Annotated in this window: 12 protein-coding genes; 1 reads left to right on the top strand and 11 read right to left on the bottom strand. The window is 40.3% G+C overall.

Translation table 11 applies throughout. The features are described from left to right. Positions 1-42: 42 nt before the first annotated feature. From purL to EGS47_RS17535, 10 genes are all read right to left on the bottom strand, one after another. The gene (gene purL, locus EGS47_RS17490) at positions 43-3,879 is read right to left on the bottom strand and encodes a phosphoribosylformylglycinamidine synthase (RefSeq protein WP_119686540.1); all 3,837 of its coding nucleotides are present in this window, start codon (positions 3,877-3,879) and stop codon (positions 43-45) included. 362 nt (positions 3,880-4,241) lie between these two features. Beyond that, entirely contained in the window at positions 4,242-4,949 is a 708-nt protein-coding gene (locus EGS47_RS17495) for a PqiC family protein (protein ID WP_119686541.1), read from the bottom strand. Beyond that, positions 4,939-6,603, bottom strand: coding sequence for an intermembrane transport protein PqiB (locus tag EGS47_RS17500; RefSeq protein WP_119686557.1), 1,665 nt, complete (start codon positions 6,601-6,603; stop codon positions 4,939-4,941). The genes EGS47_RS17495 and EGS47_RS17500 overlap by 11 nt, the downstream gene beginning before the upstream one ends. A 14-nt stretch (positions 6,604-6,617) precedes the next feature. Continuing rightward, complete coding sequence (locus EGS47_RS17505; RefSeq protein ID WP_119686542.1) at positions 6,618-7,424, bottom strand: paraquat-inducible protein A; 807 nt, start codon at positions 7,422-7,424, stop codon at positions 6,618-6,620. Then, positions 7,421-8,101, bottom strand: coding sequence for a paraquat-inducible protein A (locus tag EGS47_RS17510; RefSeq protein ID WP_119686543.1), 681 nt, complete (start codon positions 8,099-8,101; stop codon positions 7,421-7,423). Before EGS47_RS17510 ends, EGS47_RS17505 begins: the two co-directional genes overlap by 4 nt. Before the next feature lie 243 nt (positions 8,102-8,344). Then, entirely contained in the window at positions 8,345-9,019 is a 675-nt protein-coding gene (locus EGS47_RS17515) for a class I SAM-dependent methyltransferase (RefSeq protein WP_119686544.1), read from the bottom strand. Positions 9,020-9,149: 130 nt separating this feature from the next. Beyond that, positions 9,150-9,926, bottom strand: a complete 777-nt coding sequence (locus EGS47_RS17520) for a Rossmann-like and DUF2520 domain-containing protein (protein ID WP_119686545.1) — start codon at positions 9,924-9,926, stop codon at positions 9,150-9,152. Positions 9,927-10,020: 94 nt separating this feature from the next. Next, positions 10,021-11,040 (bottom strand): hypothetical protein, encoded by a 1,020-nt coding sequence (locus tag EGS47_RS17525; RefSeq protein ID WP_004989672.1) that lies wholly within the window; start codon positions 11,038-11,040, stop codon positions 10,021-10,023. Between the two features lie 151 nt (positions 11,041-11,191). Next, on the bottom strand, positions 11,192-12,427 hold the full coding sequence (locus EGS47_RS17530) for a dihydroorotase (RefSeq protein WP_125269848.1): 1,236 nt from the start codon (positions 12,425-12,427) through the stop codon (positions 11,192-11,194). An 11-nt stretch (positions 12,428-12,438) separates the two neighbouring features. Further along, positions 12,439-13,455: an aspartate carbamoyltransferase catalytic subunit gene (locus tag EGS47_RS17535; RefSeq protein ID WP_125269849.1), complete on the bottom strand. Its 1,017-nt coding sequence runs from the start codon at positions 13,453-13,455 to the stop codon at positions 12,439-12,441. 143 nt (positions 13,456-13,598) lie between these two features. On the opposite strand from EGS47_RS17535, the gene rlmKL reads away from it, so the two are divergent. Further along, the gene (gene rlmKL, locus EGS47_RS17540; protein WP_005003793.1) at positions 13,599-15,800 is read left to right on the top strand and encodes a bifunctional 23S rRNA (guanine(2069)-N(7))-methyltransferase RlmK/23S rRNA (guanine(2445)-N(2))-methyltransferase RlmL; all 2,202 of its coding nucleotides are present in this window, start codon (positions 13,599-13,601) and stop codon (positions 15,798-15,800) included. 59 nt (positions 15,801-15,859) lie between these two features. Here the strand turns inward: rlmKL and EGS47_RS17545 are convergent, their stop codons facing one another. Then, complete coding sequence (locus EGS47_RS17545) at positions 15,860-16,303, bottom strand: hypothetical protein (RefSeq protein WP_005003791.1); 444 nt, start codon at positions 16,301-16,303, stop codon at positions 15,860-15,862. Positions 16,304-16,379 lie beyond the last annotated feature (76 nt).

A 16,379-nucleotide genomic window follows, 5' to 3' on the forward strand; every position in this document is an offset into this window, starting at 1 on the left:
TCAACTTAATCAAAGGTGGTGATGTTTAATCGCTAACTGTAATTAACCAATAAACTTACGTGCGTTACGGAACATACGTAACCATGCCCCATCTTCATTCCAGTCTTCTGGTTTCCATGAGTGTTGTAAAGCACGGAAATTACGCTCTGGATGTGGCATCATAATCGTAGCTCGGCCATCTTTCGAAGTTACACCCGTAATTGCTTCAGGTGAACCATTTGGATTCAGTGGATAATGTTGCGTCGGTTGACCCAAACTATCTACATAACGCAAGGTCACTTGATCATTGCTATTCAAGCTAGCCAAGTGCTCATTACTTGCAACCACACGCCCTTCTCCATGTGCTACAGCGATTGGTAGAATCGAGCCCTGCATATCTTGCAGCAATACCGATACCGATTTTTCTACACGTACATTGACCGCACGTGCTTCAAAAACTTCTGATACGTTACGATGGAAACGTGGCCAGTTGTCTGCACCTGGAATCAGTGGCGCAAGTTGTGACAGCATCTGGCAACCATTACAAATCCCTAAACTAAAGGTACTTTCACGGTTAAAGAAGCTTTCAAACTGATCACGTAATTTTGGATTGAACAGAACTGACTTCGCCCAGCCGCCACCAGCACCAAGCACGTCACCATAAGAGAAACCACCACAAGCGACCAGACCTTCAAAGTCTTGCAAATCAACACGACCTGCCAATAAATCACTCATGTGTACGTCAACGGTGTTAAAGCCAACTTTGTCGAAGGCTGCTGCCATCTCGACATGACCATTAACACCTTGCTCACGCAAAATCACCATACTTGGACGACGTGTTGCAATGAATGGCGCTTCTACAGGTTCATTTAGATCGAAAGTTGCTTGTGCAATTAAACCTTTATGGTTTTGATCTGCAATAAGTGCAAATTCCTGATCGGCTGTTTCTACGTTATCACGTAAGCGCTGGATTTGATGAGACACTTCTGCCCATGCTTGTTGTAATTCGGCACGCGCTAAAGTTAAACCATTGATACTCAGTTGATCCGTATTATTGACACGTCCAACCAAGCTAATCGCATCTTTTAAGTTCGAGCTTTCAATTTCAGCTTGTAACGCATCCCAATCAGCAGCTTTCAGTTGTAAAACTGCACCAATTTCTTCTGCAAATAAACTTTCAATTGTTTGTGGTTCTAAAGCTGCGCCTAAACGTGATGCAAACATCATTTCAGCCACAGTAGCCAATAAACCACCATCACCAATGTCATGGTAAGCTTGTATCAGGCCGCGATTGTTCCAGTCTTGTATCAAATTGAAGAAATCTTTTAGATTTTCAAAACTGTCTACATCTGGCGTAATCGTACCAATGGCTTTATACACTTGGGTCAAAATCGATGCACCGATACGGAATTGACCTTTAGACAAATCAATACGTACCAGTACAGAACCATCAATATGTTTAAGCTCAGGCGTTAATGTTTTACGCACGTCACTTACTGGTGCAAATGCAGTAATCACTCCAGACATTGGTGAAGTGACAGCTTTCTCGATGCCATCATCACTCCATGTAGTACGCATCGAGAGTGAATCTTTACCGACTGGAATCGCAATACCCAAAGCTGGACACATCTCCATACCAATCGCTTTTACGCCCTCAAACAAGGCTTGATCTTCACCTTTTTGACCTGCTGCTGCCATCCAGTTTGCAGAAAGCTTGATATCACCTAATTGTTCAATATTTGCCGATGCAATATTGGTCAATGCCTCAGCAACAGCTAAACGTGCAGAAGCTGCTGGGTTTAACAATGCAACTGGTGGACGTTCACCCATTGCCATTGCTTCGCCTGTATAACCTTGCAAGCTGGTTGTAGTCACCGCAGCATCCGCGACTGGAACCTGCCATGGGCCGACCATCTGGTCACGCGCCACCATACCAGTAATTGAGCGGTCACCGATCGTGATCAGGAATGATTTGGATGCAACGGTTGGATTTTTCAAAACACGGAAAATTGCATCTTTTAGATCAATTTTTGAGGTATCAAACTCGTTGCCTGTACGTTCAACGGTTTCATACGAACGCTGCATACGCGGTGTACCACCGAGCATGACTTGCATTGGGATATCAACTGCATTGTCATGGAATAATGGATCTTCAACAGTCAAATGACGTGCTTCAGTTGCTTCACCCAAGACCGCAAACGGACAACGTTCACGCGCACAGATTTCTTCAAACAAGTCTAACGATTCTGGACGAATCGCAAGTACATAGCGTTCTTGTGCTTCATTTGACCAGATTTCCATTGGGCTCATGCCACGTTCCAACGATGGAATCTTACGCAAGTTTAAAATCGCACCCAACTCATGATCATTCACTAGTTCAGGCATGGCATTAGATAAACCACCTGCACCCACGTCATGAACAGAGACGATTGGGTTAAAGTCTTCCATGCGCCAGCAAGTATCAATCACTTCTTGACAACGGCGTTCCATCTCAGGGTTTTCACGTTGTACTGAAGCAAAGTCTAGATTTTCACCCATGGTACCGCTATCTACAGAAGACGCAGCACCACCGCCTAAACCGATCAACATCGCTGGGCCACCGAGTACAATCAGTAAATCACCCGGTTGAATCGCATCTTTTTCTACATGGTCAGGACGAATATTGCCGTAACCACCTGCAATCATGATCGGTTTATGAAAACCTTTCACTTCACCATTGACGTTTTGTTCAAAAGTACGGAAATAACCATTTAAGTTAGGACGACCAAATTCGTTATTAAACGCCGCGCCGCCCAATGGGCCTTCAATCATAATTTGTAATGGCGATGCCATACGTGAAGGTTTGCCGTAGTTATCTTCCCATGGCTGCTCAAAACCCGGAATATTCAGGTTAGACACCGTAAAGCCTGTTAAACCTGCTTTTGGTTTACCGCCACGACCAGTTGCACCTTCATCACGGATTTCACCGCCCGAACCTGTTGCAGCCCCCGCAAAAGGAGAAATCGCAGTTGGATGGTTATGGGTTTCCACCTTCATCAAGATGTGAGCCGCTTGGCTCTTATATTTATATATAAAATGACCTGTTTCATTGTCTTTCTTTGGATAAAAACGCTGAGTGTCATAACCTACAATCACAGAAGCATTGTCTTTATATGCCGACAATACTTCATCTGGTGACTCTTTATAGGTATTTTTGATCATCTGGAACAACGATAATGGTTGTTTTTCACCATCAATTGTCCATTCTGATCCAAAGATTTTGTGACGACAATGTTCAGAATTTGCCTGTGCAAACATCATCAATTCGATATCGTTTGGATTGCGTCCCAAGTCAGTAAAGGCTTGAGTTAAATAGTCAATTTCTTGTTCAGACAAGGCAAAACCAAATTCATTATTGGCTTTGACCAGTGCTTGTTTCCCTTCACCCAAAATATCAATTGAGTTTAATGGTTTTGGTGCTGTTTCTAAAAATAAACGATGGGCATCTTCGATCTGGCTGAAAACGGTTTCAGTCATACGGTCATGCAAAGCCTGTTTGACTTCATTACTGAGTTCAGAAACACCTTTTAAGGTATATAAAATACCACGTTCCAAACGATGCACTGGGGTATTACAGTTTTTAAAAATATCTGTCGCTTTAGAAGACCACGGTGAAATCGTTCCAATGCGTGGAGTGACCAAAACTTGAAGTTCATCATTGGCCACTTGGCGCAACTCAAACGATGTACCATCATTTAAAAGTTGCAATGCAGATTGATGCTGCTGCTCGTCGAGCGCTTGATCAAACAGGTAAACCCATTGGCTGTCAAAGGTTTGGACTGAACTGATTGACGATAAACGTGTTAATAGTTGAGCTTTCTTGAATGAAGAATGTGCTGGTGCACCGGCCACGATAAACATGTTGATTTTGGCTCCACGGGCAAGTCTTTTGAACTTTACCGCAATGTGACTTTAGAGAGAGCGCATATTCTACTGTGAAAAGGCAAAATCAGCTAGATGGAGAGCATGGATTTCTCTCAGCTTATTCAACAATTAGCCCAATTTATATCTTTGTTCTTGATCCGATTAAACCATAGCTAAAGCTAAGCTGAATAAAAATAAACCGTTTTAGTACTTTGCAATAGGTTTTTTCAGATGTATCCAAATGTGACACTTACAAACTGATCAGAGCGCACAAATACCAATTTATGCGCTGTTCCTCATTGAAGATGACTTATCAATAAACAACGATAAGCGCATTAAAAAAAAGAACAATTGAAGCTTTAGCTACAAGTCACACCATCGATGCTCACTACTTTTTTCGCATTCATCATCACCACAGAATCAGCAATATAATCAATGATTCGGTTTAGTGATTGTGTGGAGGCCGCCACAATATTATTAATATTTCGACGCTCGCCCTGAATAGGCACAGTGAAATGAGTTCGACAACTGATTGAACGATTTTGTAAAGTAGTTGTAGCTTGATTCGTAGCAGATGACTCCATTGCCAGCGGAATATCTGCTTTAATGATCCATGTCACCATGACATTCATATAGTGATCATGCGTACTTGCCAGTGGATGATTTGCAGAATCCTCAATCACATCAAAATTTGAAAAATCAGTCGCAATTCGATACGACACCTGACCAGCGGACATGCCACTATTATATCGATCGACTGCACCCAATTTTTGCTGTAATCCAGCCGACAGACCATCCCTTAATTGGGTACTTAAAGTTGATGTCCAACGATCATTGTCCAGCACTTTAGATCTGCCTTGATGATCCTGCACCACAATAGATGCCCGATCTAAGCGATCAGGCAATCCAACAGGCATAACTTCAATGACTCTCACCCCCGAATGTGTAATCGGTGTTGCTTTAGCCTGCAAGGTGTAATAGTTGGGTGTTGGTGAGCTTGAGCAGGCGCTCAACATTACTCCTGTCAGGATGACGACACCTAATCTGAAATTATTTTTATTTTTCATTTCGATCTACCTCAGGAGTTTTACCGCGAATCAACGATTCTGGATGTTGTTCAATATAATCTGACATTAATTGTAAAGATGCTGCTGCACGAGTCATTTGCTGTAAAGCTCGGCGAACATCTTGTTGCATTGGCGCATCGCTAGAGAGAATAGATTGGGTCGAACGTAAAGTCCCACGTACATCATTCAAGGTAGATTGTAATTCTGGCGCAACTTTGCCATCTAACTGTTGAACCAGTTGATTGGTTGAGTTAATCGCATTATTCATATTCCCCAGTGTTTTACGCATATCCTGACCAATTTCTACCAGTGGGAATTTAGTCAATTTATCTGCAATCTGAGAAACCTGAGCCTGTAATCCTTTTAATTCAGATGGCATGGTTGGAACTTCAAAGCGACCACTCGGCAATACTTTTACGGATGCAGGCTTAGCCTTAGGGAACAGATCGAAAGCAATATAATTTTGACCTGTGATTAAATTACCTGTTCGCATTTGTGCTCGCCAACCATTTTGCACAAAACGTTTAAAAATCTCTCCATCAGGATCCATCTCCTGACCATGCGCTAAACGGGATGGATAAACCACGCCTTCAGCACGCATACGTACATGTGTATAATTGTGATCAAACTCAGCATTGATCGCTTTAATTTCTCCGACATCAATCCCCATAAAGTCAATTGGCGCACCTGCACTTAAACCACGTAACGACTGATCAAAGTACATGACAATATTAATCGCTTTACCATCAGGATCTTTTAAAGCCTCTGTTTTAGAGTCCCATAGATTAAAGTGACTCGAATTCTGAGCAATCGGCGCATCAGAATTATCAGGGTATCCAAATGCAATACCACCCGCCACGATACTTGCCAAAGACTGCGTGTCCAGATTAAATCCAGATGCATTTAAACTCACATCAATCCCGCTGGCCTGCCAGAAACGTGCATCTTGCGTGACAAATTTGTCATAAGGTGAACGAATAAAGGTTTGTAGCTCAACATGCTGACCATCTTTAGCCAAATTATACGCAGTAATTTGACCAACATTGATCCGACGATAATAAATAGGAGATCCAATATCTAACGATCCCAAATCTTTTGCTTTTAAGAAAAATCTTTTACCTGGTACATCCGAGGTCACGACAGGCGGGACTTCCAATCCATTAAATTCTTCTTTTTTTTCCTTTGCTTTTCCGCCATCGACGCCAATATATGAGCCAGAAAATAAAGTATCTATGCCTGAAATACCACTGGTTCCTACTCTAGGGCGCACCACCCAAAATCGCGCATCTTTCGCTGCAAAATTACTGGCATCTTTGCGTAATTCGATTTTGGCAATAACGTGTGAGCGATCATCCGACAGTACAATTTCACGAACCAATCCGATATCTACTTGCCGATATTTAACAGTCGTCTTGCCAGCCACCAATCCTTCAGCCGTTCGAAATGAAACATAAATCGTCGGTCCGATTGCAAGAATAGATTTGATTGCCAAAGACAGCCCAATTAATAAGGCAATAAACGGAATCAACCAAATCAATGCAGGTCGCCATTTGCCCTTTTTTTTCTGAGGCTGTGGCACACGTTGCTCAGTCTGATGATCCGTTTGAGTGGGATCAGCTTCTGTGGGGTTATTCGTTGTATTATTTTCCGTCATCATGCATGTTCTTTTTAACGAGGCTGAAAAAAATCATTTTTAGATGGCAAATGATTGACCTGATTCACTATGTTGTTTTTTGAAGCATTGGTTGAGGTATTTAGTCGCTGTTGAGATAAATAATAATTATCCCAAATAATACGTGGATCAAAACTCATTGAAGCAAACATGGTCAATACCACCACTGCACCAAAAGCCACGGCACCAGGCCCCGCCAAAATCGTTGCCAATGATTGAATTTGTATCAGCGCGGTTAGTAAGGCCACAACAAATACATCTATCATGGACCAGCGCCCCACAAACTCCACAATACGATATAACACGCTGCAATGTGAAGGTAATATAGTCCATTGCGCAGTAGATTGTATTCGCACGACAAAAACCAGAAAGTATAAAATTAGCAACTTGACCATGGGGATAAAAATACTGGCCGTAAAAATCACGGCTGCCACAAAATAATCACCGCTTTGCCAGAAGTAAATGACCCCACTCATAATGGTATCTTGCTGATGTCCCAATAATGAATCGGTAATGGTCATTGGCAATACATTTGCTGGAATATATAAAATCGTCGCAGCAATCACCAATGCCAAGGTGCGGCTTTGACTATGATCTTTACGAATATGCAATGCACTCTTACATCGAATGCAATATTGAGTTTGATCCGTGTGGTGACTTTGTGGATTCACCAGACCACAACAATGACATGCCACTAATCCGAGATCAACCGCTCTTGGATTCACTCGATGAATACGGGCATCATCATCGGCAACATCGCTTGTTTGATGCACTTGTTCCCCGATGTGTTTGATTTTTTTCATGGCTGGCACCGATCAACTTCATCCCAAATATCTTGAACTTTAACTGACGCGATATAGACCAGTAATAGGCTCAATATTGCAAATGCCCATAAAGCGATCCCCGGAATCACCACCACCATTCCCACTAATTTCACCAAAGTGACCAGAACACCAATTAAAAAAACTTCGACCATGCCCCATGTTCGAAATACATAGATTATTCTTAACGCAGGGATCAAGTATTTGGGTCTGGTTTTAAAAACACTGACTGATGCAAAGATATAAGCCAGTAACAATAAATCTGTGAGTGGAACAATAAATGTGGTGATTAAAATAAGCACCCCGACAAAAGCTCGATCAATATGAAACATCATCAAGGCTGCCCCCAACAATGTGGTTTGGGAAACATTGCCATTGAGCTCAACACTCACGATGGGAAAACTATTGGCGACAATAAAAATAATTAATGCAGTTATCACCAGCGCCAATAGCGTATTAAATGATTTAACTTGCCGATAAAGTTCTGCACCACAGCAACAACAATACGCGCGCTCACCCCGTCCGAGTTTCACTTTCTGATAAATTGCATCGCACTCTTCACAACAACATAAGTTACGCTGTGACACATCACGAGATGAATTTGAACGACTCTGATCTAACTCAGTCAAAAATGAATCCTGTGATGAAGGTTGACTCATAATGTATCAAGACTCTTTTATTGTTAATTTTTTCGATAATAAGATTGCATTTCAATCAATAAACAACGTACCAACAGATGAGAAATACTTAAAATTTTTCCTAGATCAGAGCAGTCACTGAGCTGCGATAGTATCATTTTTAAATGCTCAAACCTTTCTAAAAAGTCCAGCTCATCATCATTTTATATATCATCCTCAATGCGCAAGCAATCATAGATCTGTTTCAGACTACATTGAATTTTGTTATTTTGAAAAAGCTAAAAAACCTTGGTAATTTAAAATTTGAGTAAATCGTGCCACTTGATTGAATTCGGCATGTTCGAGCAATTCAAACGTTTGCTCATCCGTTAACGCATAGAAATCATCTGCAAGCCGTTTTAACATGGCAGTCGTTTGAGTTTGTGTTAGTCCATTACTTTCACAGATATTTTTTAAAGCACGTTGTTGGGGTTCTGAAGAAATTTCAGTTAAGTCAAAAGTAATAAACAAACCTTCTGTTTTGAGCCGTTTTTGAATGGCTTGTAAAAATTTCAACTTTTGAGGAAATGCAACAAAATGCGTCACTAAAATAGAAAGCGCTGCATCAAAACTCACGATATTTTCTAATTCATGTACATCACCCAAGTGAAAATCAACACGATGATCAACATTCAAATCTTGGAGAGAGGTTCGCGCTTTATCTAACATAGCGGCTGATAAATCAGTTGCGGTAAAATGCCAATTGGGAAAAGTTTGTAATAAATAACCAAGCTCATAACCCGTTCCGCAACCTACTACTAAAATATGCGCAGACTCAGGCAAATAAGTTTTTAACAATGCTTGTATTTGTTGATGAACCACCTCATATCCGGGGATCAATTTACGAATATGTTGATCGTAACCTTCTACCACTTGCTGTGAACTAAAATCTTTTGCCATAATGATTTATCCCTTTTTTTTATATCTCGATCAATGCCTTATCAACAGATTTATTTCATCTTTGTTTTTATTTCACAATGGGAGAGAAAATAAAGACGATCTACGCTGTTATGAAAAAATCTAATCGAGTTTAAACATGGTGTCTAGTGATAATCGCTTGACTTAAAAGCTGATAGATTTCTTTTAGATCAGGACGACTAGCCTGTTCGAGTAAATGCTGATGCATTTGCAAAATATTATGATCCTCTCGAAGTGCAGGCCCTGTTTGAACTTGAACAGGGTCATATTGGGTCGCTTTTTTTGCTGTTTCCAAGATTAAAGGATAAAGCAGTGAAAAATCGACCTGTTGCTGATCTACAACTTGCTTGGCCATATCGTAGCAATAATTACTAAAATTACAGGCAAACACCGCAGCCAAATGTAAACTTAAACGCTGAGATGATGAATAATGATAAACGTGTTTACTTAGGCTATTTGCTAATTGATCTAAAATTTCTAACGCCTGTGGTTGTTTTGCCTCTATAAACAAAGGAGTTTCAGCCCAATCAATTTCACGTTCAAAACTAAAAGTTTGCAGCGGATAAAATACCCCTGCATTTGGATGTATATCTGATAATACCTTGAGGTCGGTACTTCCTGAAGTATGCACCATTAAAACGTCAAATAATTGTGGTGAAATAGATTGCACGACTGTTGCAATAGACTGATCACTAACAGCGAGAATAATTAAATCTATTTTTGAATTCAATTGTTTTATATCATCAACCGCTTGTGCTCCAACCTGCTCGGCAAGCTTTGTTGCGCGTTCGGGATTACGACTCATGATTTGAACAATTTGATGCTGGGATGCAAATGTTTTGGCTAAATTTGTCGCCACTTTGCCTGAACCCACAAAACTAATCCGCATAACTCAACCCATTGATCGCAATAGGCTTAAGCATGCCAATAAACAAAGGGCGAATCAATCGCCCTTTACCTGTATCAATTTAAAAGATACAAAATTAGTTAAATACGTTATTTAAATAGACAATACGTTCAATGGTTCGCTGATTAAAACATTTGGTGTATTGCATTTCTGTATTTTGATCGTTCAAAGCCTGATCCCAGTAATCCGATTGTTTTTGATAAGTTTCCTTTTCTTTTTCAGGAATTTCATGGGCAGACTTTTGTGCAAGAACTTTACAGTCAATATCACGTTTTTCAAACCAGTCCGTTTGATCTTGTTTAAGTTGTTCTCGCTGTTCCTCAGTCAAATTGTCCCAAGTTTGATTTAAACGTTCTACCTGTTTCTGTTTTTCAGCATCCAGCTCTTTTTTTCGGATATCCATCGCTTGTTTTGCCAGATTATATTGAGCAGCTTCTTTCTGATCATTATCCTGAATCATAGATTGATATTGTTTATTTTTTTCTATATAACTTTCAAATAAAACTGCTTGCTCAGTGATAAAAGCAACGCCCTCTAATATCTCTTTTTGATTTTGAACACTTAAACTTATGCCTTCTTTATCAGTCTTGGTAATGTCATATAATAAATTACCACGCAATTCATCATTCGTTACTGACAACCCTGATTCATTATTATCCAGATAATCTTTTACAGTGGCATAGCCATCTCCTTCATTATTCTCAATGTAGGCTTGATAGGCATTTTCTGCACGTTGCATTAAACCTTTTGGAAAATGCACCACCAATTGGCTTTCACAGTTGAGCTCGGTTGCTGTTTTAGGATCTTCTGTCAAAGTTCGAATGGTTTTAATTTCAAATCGAAGTCCTTTATTAATCTTTTCTAACAAAGTACGGTCAGCTTCATAATATCCTGAGGATTGACGCAAACTTTTTTCAAGAGCTTTAATATATTCAGACTTTAAATAATCCTGTATTTGATTAAGATTATCCTGATTAGTACAACTAAAATCTGCAACATCCTGAGCTTGATTCTCAGTTTTCTTATTTTTAAAGTAGTCACAGCCACTAAATAAAATTGCAGTTGATAAAGTTGTTAAAATGATAAATTTTTTCATCGCTTTCCACTAATTGTTTGTCGTTATTTATAGCGGGCATATTTTAATCATCTTTATCACTAAAAATCGAGTTTTTATTCTATTTTTATTTATTCATCCAATAAAAAACTCGGCTATGATTTTACCGAGTTTTTTTAAGATTGTTTAAAATTTAAATCAAGAACGTCTGTACTACTTTTCCAGTCAAAGTCTGATTTAAAAGTGGTGTATTTTTACCACTAGACAGAATACTTTTCTTTTCTAATGTCCACTGTAAATCAGGATCAACTAATACCCAACCTTTTTCAGCCTGCCAACGTTCAAACATGTTAGCCACTTGTGCAGGTGCTATGGTCACTTTCTCTACCCACTCAAGTGGTTCAAACAATCCTTCTTTGACCAATTGGACACCCAAAGCCACATAGGTATCAAAAGCACTAATCCCCGGTAATGTTTCTGCAAATGGCATCATTTTGGCAGAACTACTTAAAGGTTCATGATGCGTACAAATTGCATCAATGACACCTGATTTTACTGCTTGGCGTAATTGTTGTTTATCTTGCTCAGAACGCAAAGGCGGACGTACATGAGCCAATGAATTAAAACCATCAATTAAGGATTCAGTTAAATGTAACTGATGCATCGCAACATCAGCAGTTACAGGTAAGCCTTTGGCTTTAGCCGCTTCAATCAGCTCAATGGATTTTCCAGAAGAAATAAGACCAAAATGTGCACGAACGCCTGTGGCTTCAATCATGATGAGGTATTTCGCAATCGCAATGGTTTCTGCAATCGCAGGAATCATCGGTAAACCCTGACGTGAAGCGATAAACCCTTCATGCACACAGCCATCTTTGGCAATTTGTGCTTCTTCTGGATAAAACACTACGGTTAAGCCCAAACCTGCTGCATATTCCAGTGTACGAATCACCACATCATCATCTTCAAAAGATGCATTGGCATTTGACACGGCGGTACAGCCACCCTTTTTAAGTGCCGCCATATTGGCAGGTTGTTTGCCCATTAAACCTTGGGTCTGCGCGCCAATAATATGTAAATGAAACTGTCCATCCGTCCATGCTTTCTCAATTAAGCCATGAATCAAGGCACCATTGTCCTGCACAATCGGTTTAGAATCTGGTGGCGTAATCACATGTAAAATACCATTTTCACGTGCAGCCTTACCTTCAGACTTCAAAGTACCATGTTGTTGTTGTCCTGGCTCTCGTACACGTGCGCACAAATCTACCATGGTCGGCATCAACCATTTACCTTGTGCATCGATACTTTCATCAATATGCTCAAGTGATTCAACACGTTTACCTTTTTTTAAATAAACAGTTGTAATTAGGTCAATTTTCTCTACAGGATCAAGTAAACGGACATTTTCAAGTTTGATATTGCTCATAATGTTGACCCTTATACCACGATTGCTTCGATTAAACCCTGTTGCTGTAACTGCCCTTGCATTGTGAGTGCCAGAACCGCCATACGCACCGCAATACCATTGGTCACCTGATGCAAAATCACAGAACGTGGACCATCGGCAATACTGGAATCAATCTCAACACCACGATTCATTGGCCCTGGATGCATCACAATACAATCTGGTTTAGCCAACGCCAAACGTTCCTGATTCAGTCCATACATACGATAAAATTCTGCTTGAGAAGACAATGCAGGCGAATCAATTCGTTCATTTTGAATACGTAAAGCGATGATTACGTCACAATCTTTAACGCCTTCGTCCATTTTATTAAATAGACGAACATGATCACCATATTCACTGAAACCAACTGGCAATAAAGTATTCGGTGCAATCACGCGAATATCTTGACAGCCCAATGTCTGCAAAGCCGCAATATCTGAACGTGCAACACGAGAATGTTTAATATCACCAATAATCGCAACGCTAAGCTCTTCAAAAGGTTTATGGGTATCACGACGAATGGTTAGCATATCCAGCATGGCTTGCGTTGGATGGGCGTGACGTCCATCCCCTGCATTAATAATGGCTAGATTTGGACAGACATCTTTGGCAATAAAATGTGCCGCACCTGAAGAGGAATGACGAACCACAAAAATATCTGCTGCCATTGCTTCCAAGTTCCAGAGTGTATCTCGCAAGGTTTCCCCTTTAGAGGTACTTGAACGTGCAATATCAATATTCAACACATTGGCAGACAAACGTTTCGCTGCCGCCTCAAAAGTAGTACGGGTACGAGTAGAATTTTCAAAAAATAAATTCATCACGGTACGCCCTTCAAGTAATGGCGTCGTGATCAACTGATTTTGATCATTTATAAAAGATTGCGCGGTATCGAGAATTTTTGTAAGCGTTTCTTTGGAAAGACCTTCGATGGTCAAAAAGTGTTTTAAATTGCCCTGCTGATTGAGCTGAATCTGACTCGGTGTATGCAATGCCGCCAAGTGCATGAGAGATTCCTTAGACGTTAAGTTAAGGCATTATACAGATATTTTTCTCAATCGGGCAGTTGAAGTTTTAGGCAAATGAACAAGTTTTCCCCTTGAAAATACGCTAAAATAACCGATTGCTTTAGCTGCTCTTGGAAAATTGAATGAATTCACCGCAACGTCTTTCTACATATTGGGTTACCTGTGCAGATGGACTGGAAACCTTATTGCAACAAGAATTACAAGGTTTAGGCATCGAGCAGACTGAACGCTTTGCAGGTCGTCTCATTTTCCAAGGGTCGCTTGAACAAGCTTACCGAATTTGTATGTGGTCGCGTCTAGCGTCACGCGTACTCAAACCAATTCATACCTACGAGATCGAATTTAGTCATGATGCCCGTGATGTTGCAGAAGAACTGTACGAAGGGGCTTTAAATTTTGATTGGTCACTGATTTTTGCACCACAAAGCACCTTTGCCATCCGTTTGCATGTCGAACGGGACATCAAAGTGAATACTCAGTTTGCAACGCTTCGTACAAAAGACGGTGTGGTCGATTCCTTTATGGAAGCCGTTGGCCGTCGTCCGAGCATTGATACCAAACAACCCGAAATTACCTTGTTTGTATTGGCAGGTAAAACCGAACACACCTTTTGCTTAGACTTATCAGGTGATTCCTTACATAAGCGCGGCTATCGTCACTATATGACCGAAGCACCAATTAAAGAAAATCTAGCCGCCGCAATTTTACAAAAAGCTAAATTAGAACAATTACAACCCGATTTAATTCTCGACCCGATGTGTGGTTCAGGTACCTTTATTATTGAATCTTTGATGATTTTGACCGATCGTGCACCTGGTCTAGTTCGTCGTTTTGGTTTTAATGGTTGGCATGGACATGATCGTGAACTCTGGCTTGAAATTAAAGCCGAGGCTGCGCAGCGTCATGAGGTCGCTTTGGAAAAACCACTTCCAAAATTTTATGCTTTTGATGCAGACTGGGAAGCCGTAAAAGCAACTCGCCAAAATATTATTGCGGCAGGTTTTGAAAAATTATTAGATCAAATCCAGATTGAAGAACGTCCACTTGCAGACTGGCCATCTTTTGAAAACACCTATAACAAGGCTTTCGTGGTAACCAATCCACCATACGGCGAACGTCTTGGTGATAAAGCCTCAAACCGTGCTTTTTATTTAGGTTTATCTGCTCTATTACAGCAACATTTTCCAAATCAGCATGCTGCCGTGATTGCAGCACAGATTGAGCAAGCTGATGTATTGGCATTGAGCGACCCAGAAACCTTACGCTTAATGAATGGTAAATTGCCAATTTACATTCGTTTTGGTCAAGTTAAACCTATCGCCAATAACCAGCCATTTTTAGCAACTTGGCATGCCGATCCTGTCGAAATTGAAGGCGCGCAAGATTTTGCCAATCGCTTACAAAAGAATATGTCTGCCTTGAAAAAATGGGCTACCAAAGAACAAGTGTTCTGTTTACGCCTTTATGATGCTGATTTGCCTGATTTTAATGTCGCGGTAGATTTATACGGTGATCGCTTACACGTTCAGGAATACGCACCACCGAAAACCATTGATCCTGAAAAAGCCAAGAAACGTTTTAATTTGGCATTGGCTGCTGTTCGTGCTGTAACAGGGTTATCTCGCGAAGCGATATTTATTAAAACTCGTGCGCGTCAAGAAGGTAAAAGCCAATACACTAAACAAAGCACTGCATCTAAGCGTTTTATTGTTCAGGAAGGTCAAGCCAAGATTTTAGTCAACTTAACAGATTATCTGGATACTGGTTTGTTTCTGGATCATAGACAAATGCGTTTGCGCATTGCTAAAGAAGCACGCGGTAAGCACTTCTTAAATCTGTTTAGTTATACTTCGACTGCAAGCTTGCATGCAGCATTGGGTGGCGCAGCCAGCACGACGAGCGTAGATTTATCCAACACTTATTTGAATTGGTCAAAAGAAAATTTTGTTTTAAATGGTCTCACAGTTGACCATGCTGATGAACAACATATGTTCTTTGCCAGTGACTGTTTTGAATGGCTCAAAGAAGGTCATGAACAATATGACTTGATCTTTATTGACCCACCAACATTTTCAAACTCTAAAAAGTTTTATGGCACTTTTGATATTCAACGTGATCATGTGTCATTACTTAAACGAGCCATGAATCGTTTAAGTTCTGAAGGAACATTATATTTTTCCAATAACTATCGTGGTTTTGAACTTGACGAAGAAATCGAAGCCCTGTTTGATGCTGAAGAAATCACCCATGATACGATTGGCCCTGATTTTAAACGAAATCAAAAAATTCACCGTGCTTGGAAAATTCAGCATCTACCGAACTAAACCTATGTTTTGAGAAAATGTAATCCATTTAATAAAGCCTGTTGAAATTTCAACGGGCTTTATTTATTGATGGTAATCGTAACATCACCTTTGGCATTACCAAGCTGTGGTCCACTTAAATTAAGCTTATCCATACGGACTTTTTCTTCATAAGGTGGTAATTCAGGGATTTGTTGTTGCAGATAGATACTGGTTCTCGTCGGTTCTGTAATTTTCTTCTGTTCCTCATATTCAGATAAGACACTGGCATCCAGATTATCCTGAATCAATTGTTTGCTATGCTTTTTTGCAATATTCTGGTTTAGATTTTTTTGCTCAGATACTGGTTTTTTTGCGTCTTGTTCAACTGCCTTTACTACAGGCGGTGTTACACGTTCGAGTGAATCACTTTCATTTCTCAAGACATTTTCATTTAAAGGTGTCGCAGAAATTGTATAGCCTGAGCACCCCAAACTTCCTAGCAAAACAATCATTATATAGAGTGCAGATCCTTGACTTTCCATCACGTGATTCTTCCTTTATTTACTCAGTTCTTCTTATTTAATTTCACGCTAACAAGATTTGATTTAAACCGCAATG

The sequence above is a fragment of the Acinetobacter sp. FDAARGOS_515 genome, from assembly GCF_003938865.1.
In the GTDB taxonomy this organism is placed as follows: domain Bacteria; phylum Pseudomonadota; class Gammaproteobacteria; order Pseudomonadales; family Moraxellaceae; genus Acinetobacter; species Acinetobacter ursingii.

Bases quoted from the DNA above. Each gene is read 5' to 3' on its own strand.
- purL (WP_119686540.1), bottom strand. From the start codon at position 3,879: ATGTTTATCGTGGCCGGTGCACCAGCACATTCTTCATTCAAGAAAGCT.
- EGS47_RS17495 (WP_119686541.1), bottom strand. From the start codon at position 4,949: ATGAAAAATAAAAATAATTTCAGATTAGGTGTCGTCATCCTGACAGGA.
- EGS47_RS17500 (WP_119686557.1), bottom strand. From the start codon at position 6,603: ATGACGGAAAATAATACAACGAATAACCCCACAGAAGCTGATCCCACT.
- EGS47_RS17505 (WP_119686542.1), bottom strand. From the start codon at position 7,424: ATGAAAAAAATCAAACACATCGGGGAACAAGTGCATCAAACAAGCGAT.
- EGS47_RS17510 (WP_119686543.1), bottom strand. From the start codon at position 8,101: ATGAGTCAACCTTCATCACAGGATTCATTTTTGACTGAGTTAGATCAG.
- EGS47_RS17515 (WP_119686544.1), bottom strand. From the start codon at position 9,019: ATGGCAAAAGATTTTAGTTCACAGCAAGTGGTAGAAGGTTACGATCAA.
- EGS47_RS17520 (WP_119686545.1), bottom strand. From the start codon at position 9,926: ATGCGGATTAGTTTTGTGGGTTCAGGCAAAGTGGCGACAAATTTAGCC.
- EGS47_RS17525 (WP_004989672.1), bottom strand. From the start codon at position 11,040: ATGAAAAAATTTATCATTTTAACAACTTTATCAACTGCAATTTTATTT.
- EGS47_RS17530 (WP_125269848.1), bottom strand. From the start codon at position 12,427: ATGAGCAATATCAAACTTGAAAATGTCCGTTTACTTGATCCTGTAGAG.
- EGS47_RS17535 (WP_125269849.1), bottom strand. From the start codon at position 13,455: ATGCACTTGGCGGCATTGCATACACCGAGTCAGATTCAGCTCAATCAG.
- rlmKL (WP_005003793.1), top strand. From the start codon at position 13,599: ATGAATTCACCGCAACGTCTTTCTACATATTGGGTTACCTGTGCAGAT.
- EGS47_RS17545 (WP_005003791.1), bottom strand. From the start codon at position 16,303: ATGGAAAGTCAAGGATCTGCACTCTATATAATGATTGTTTTGCTAGGA.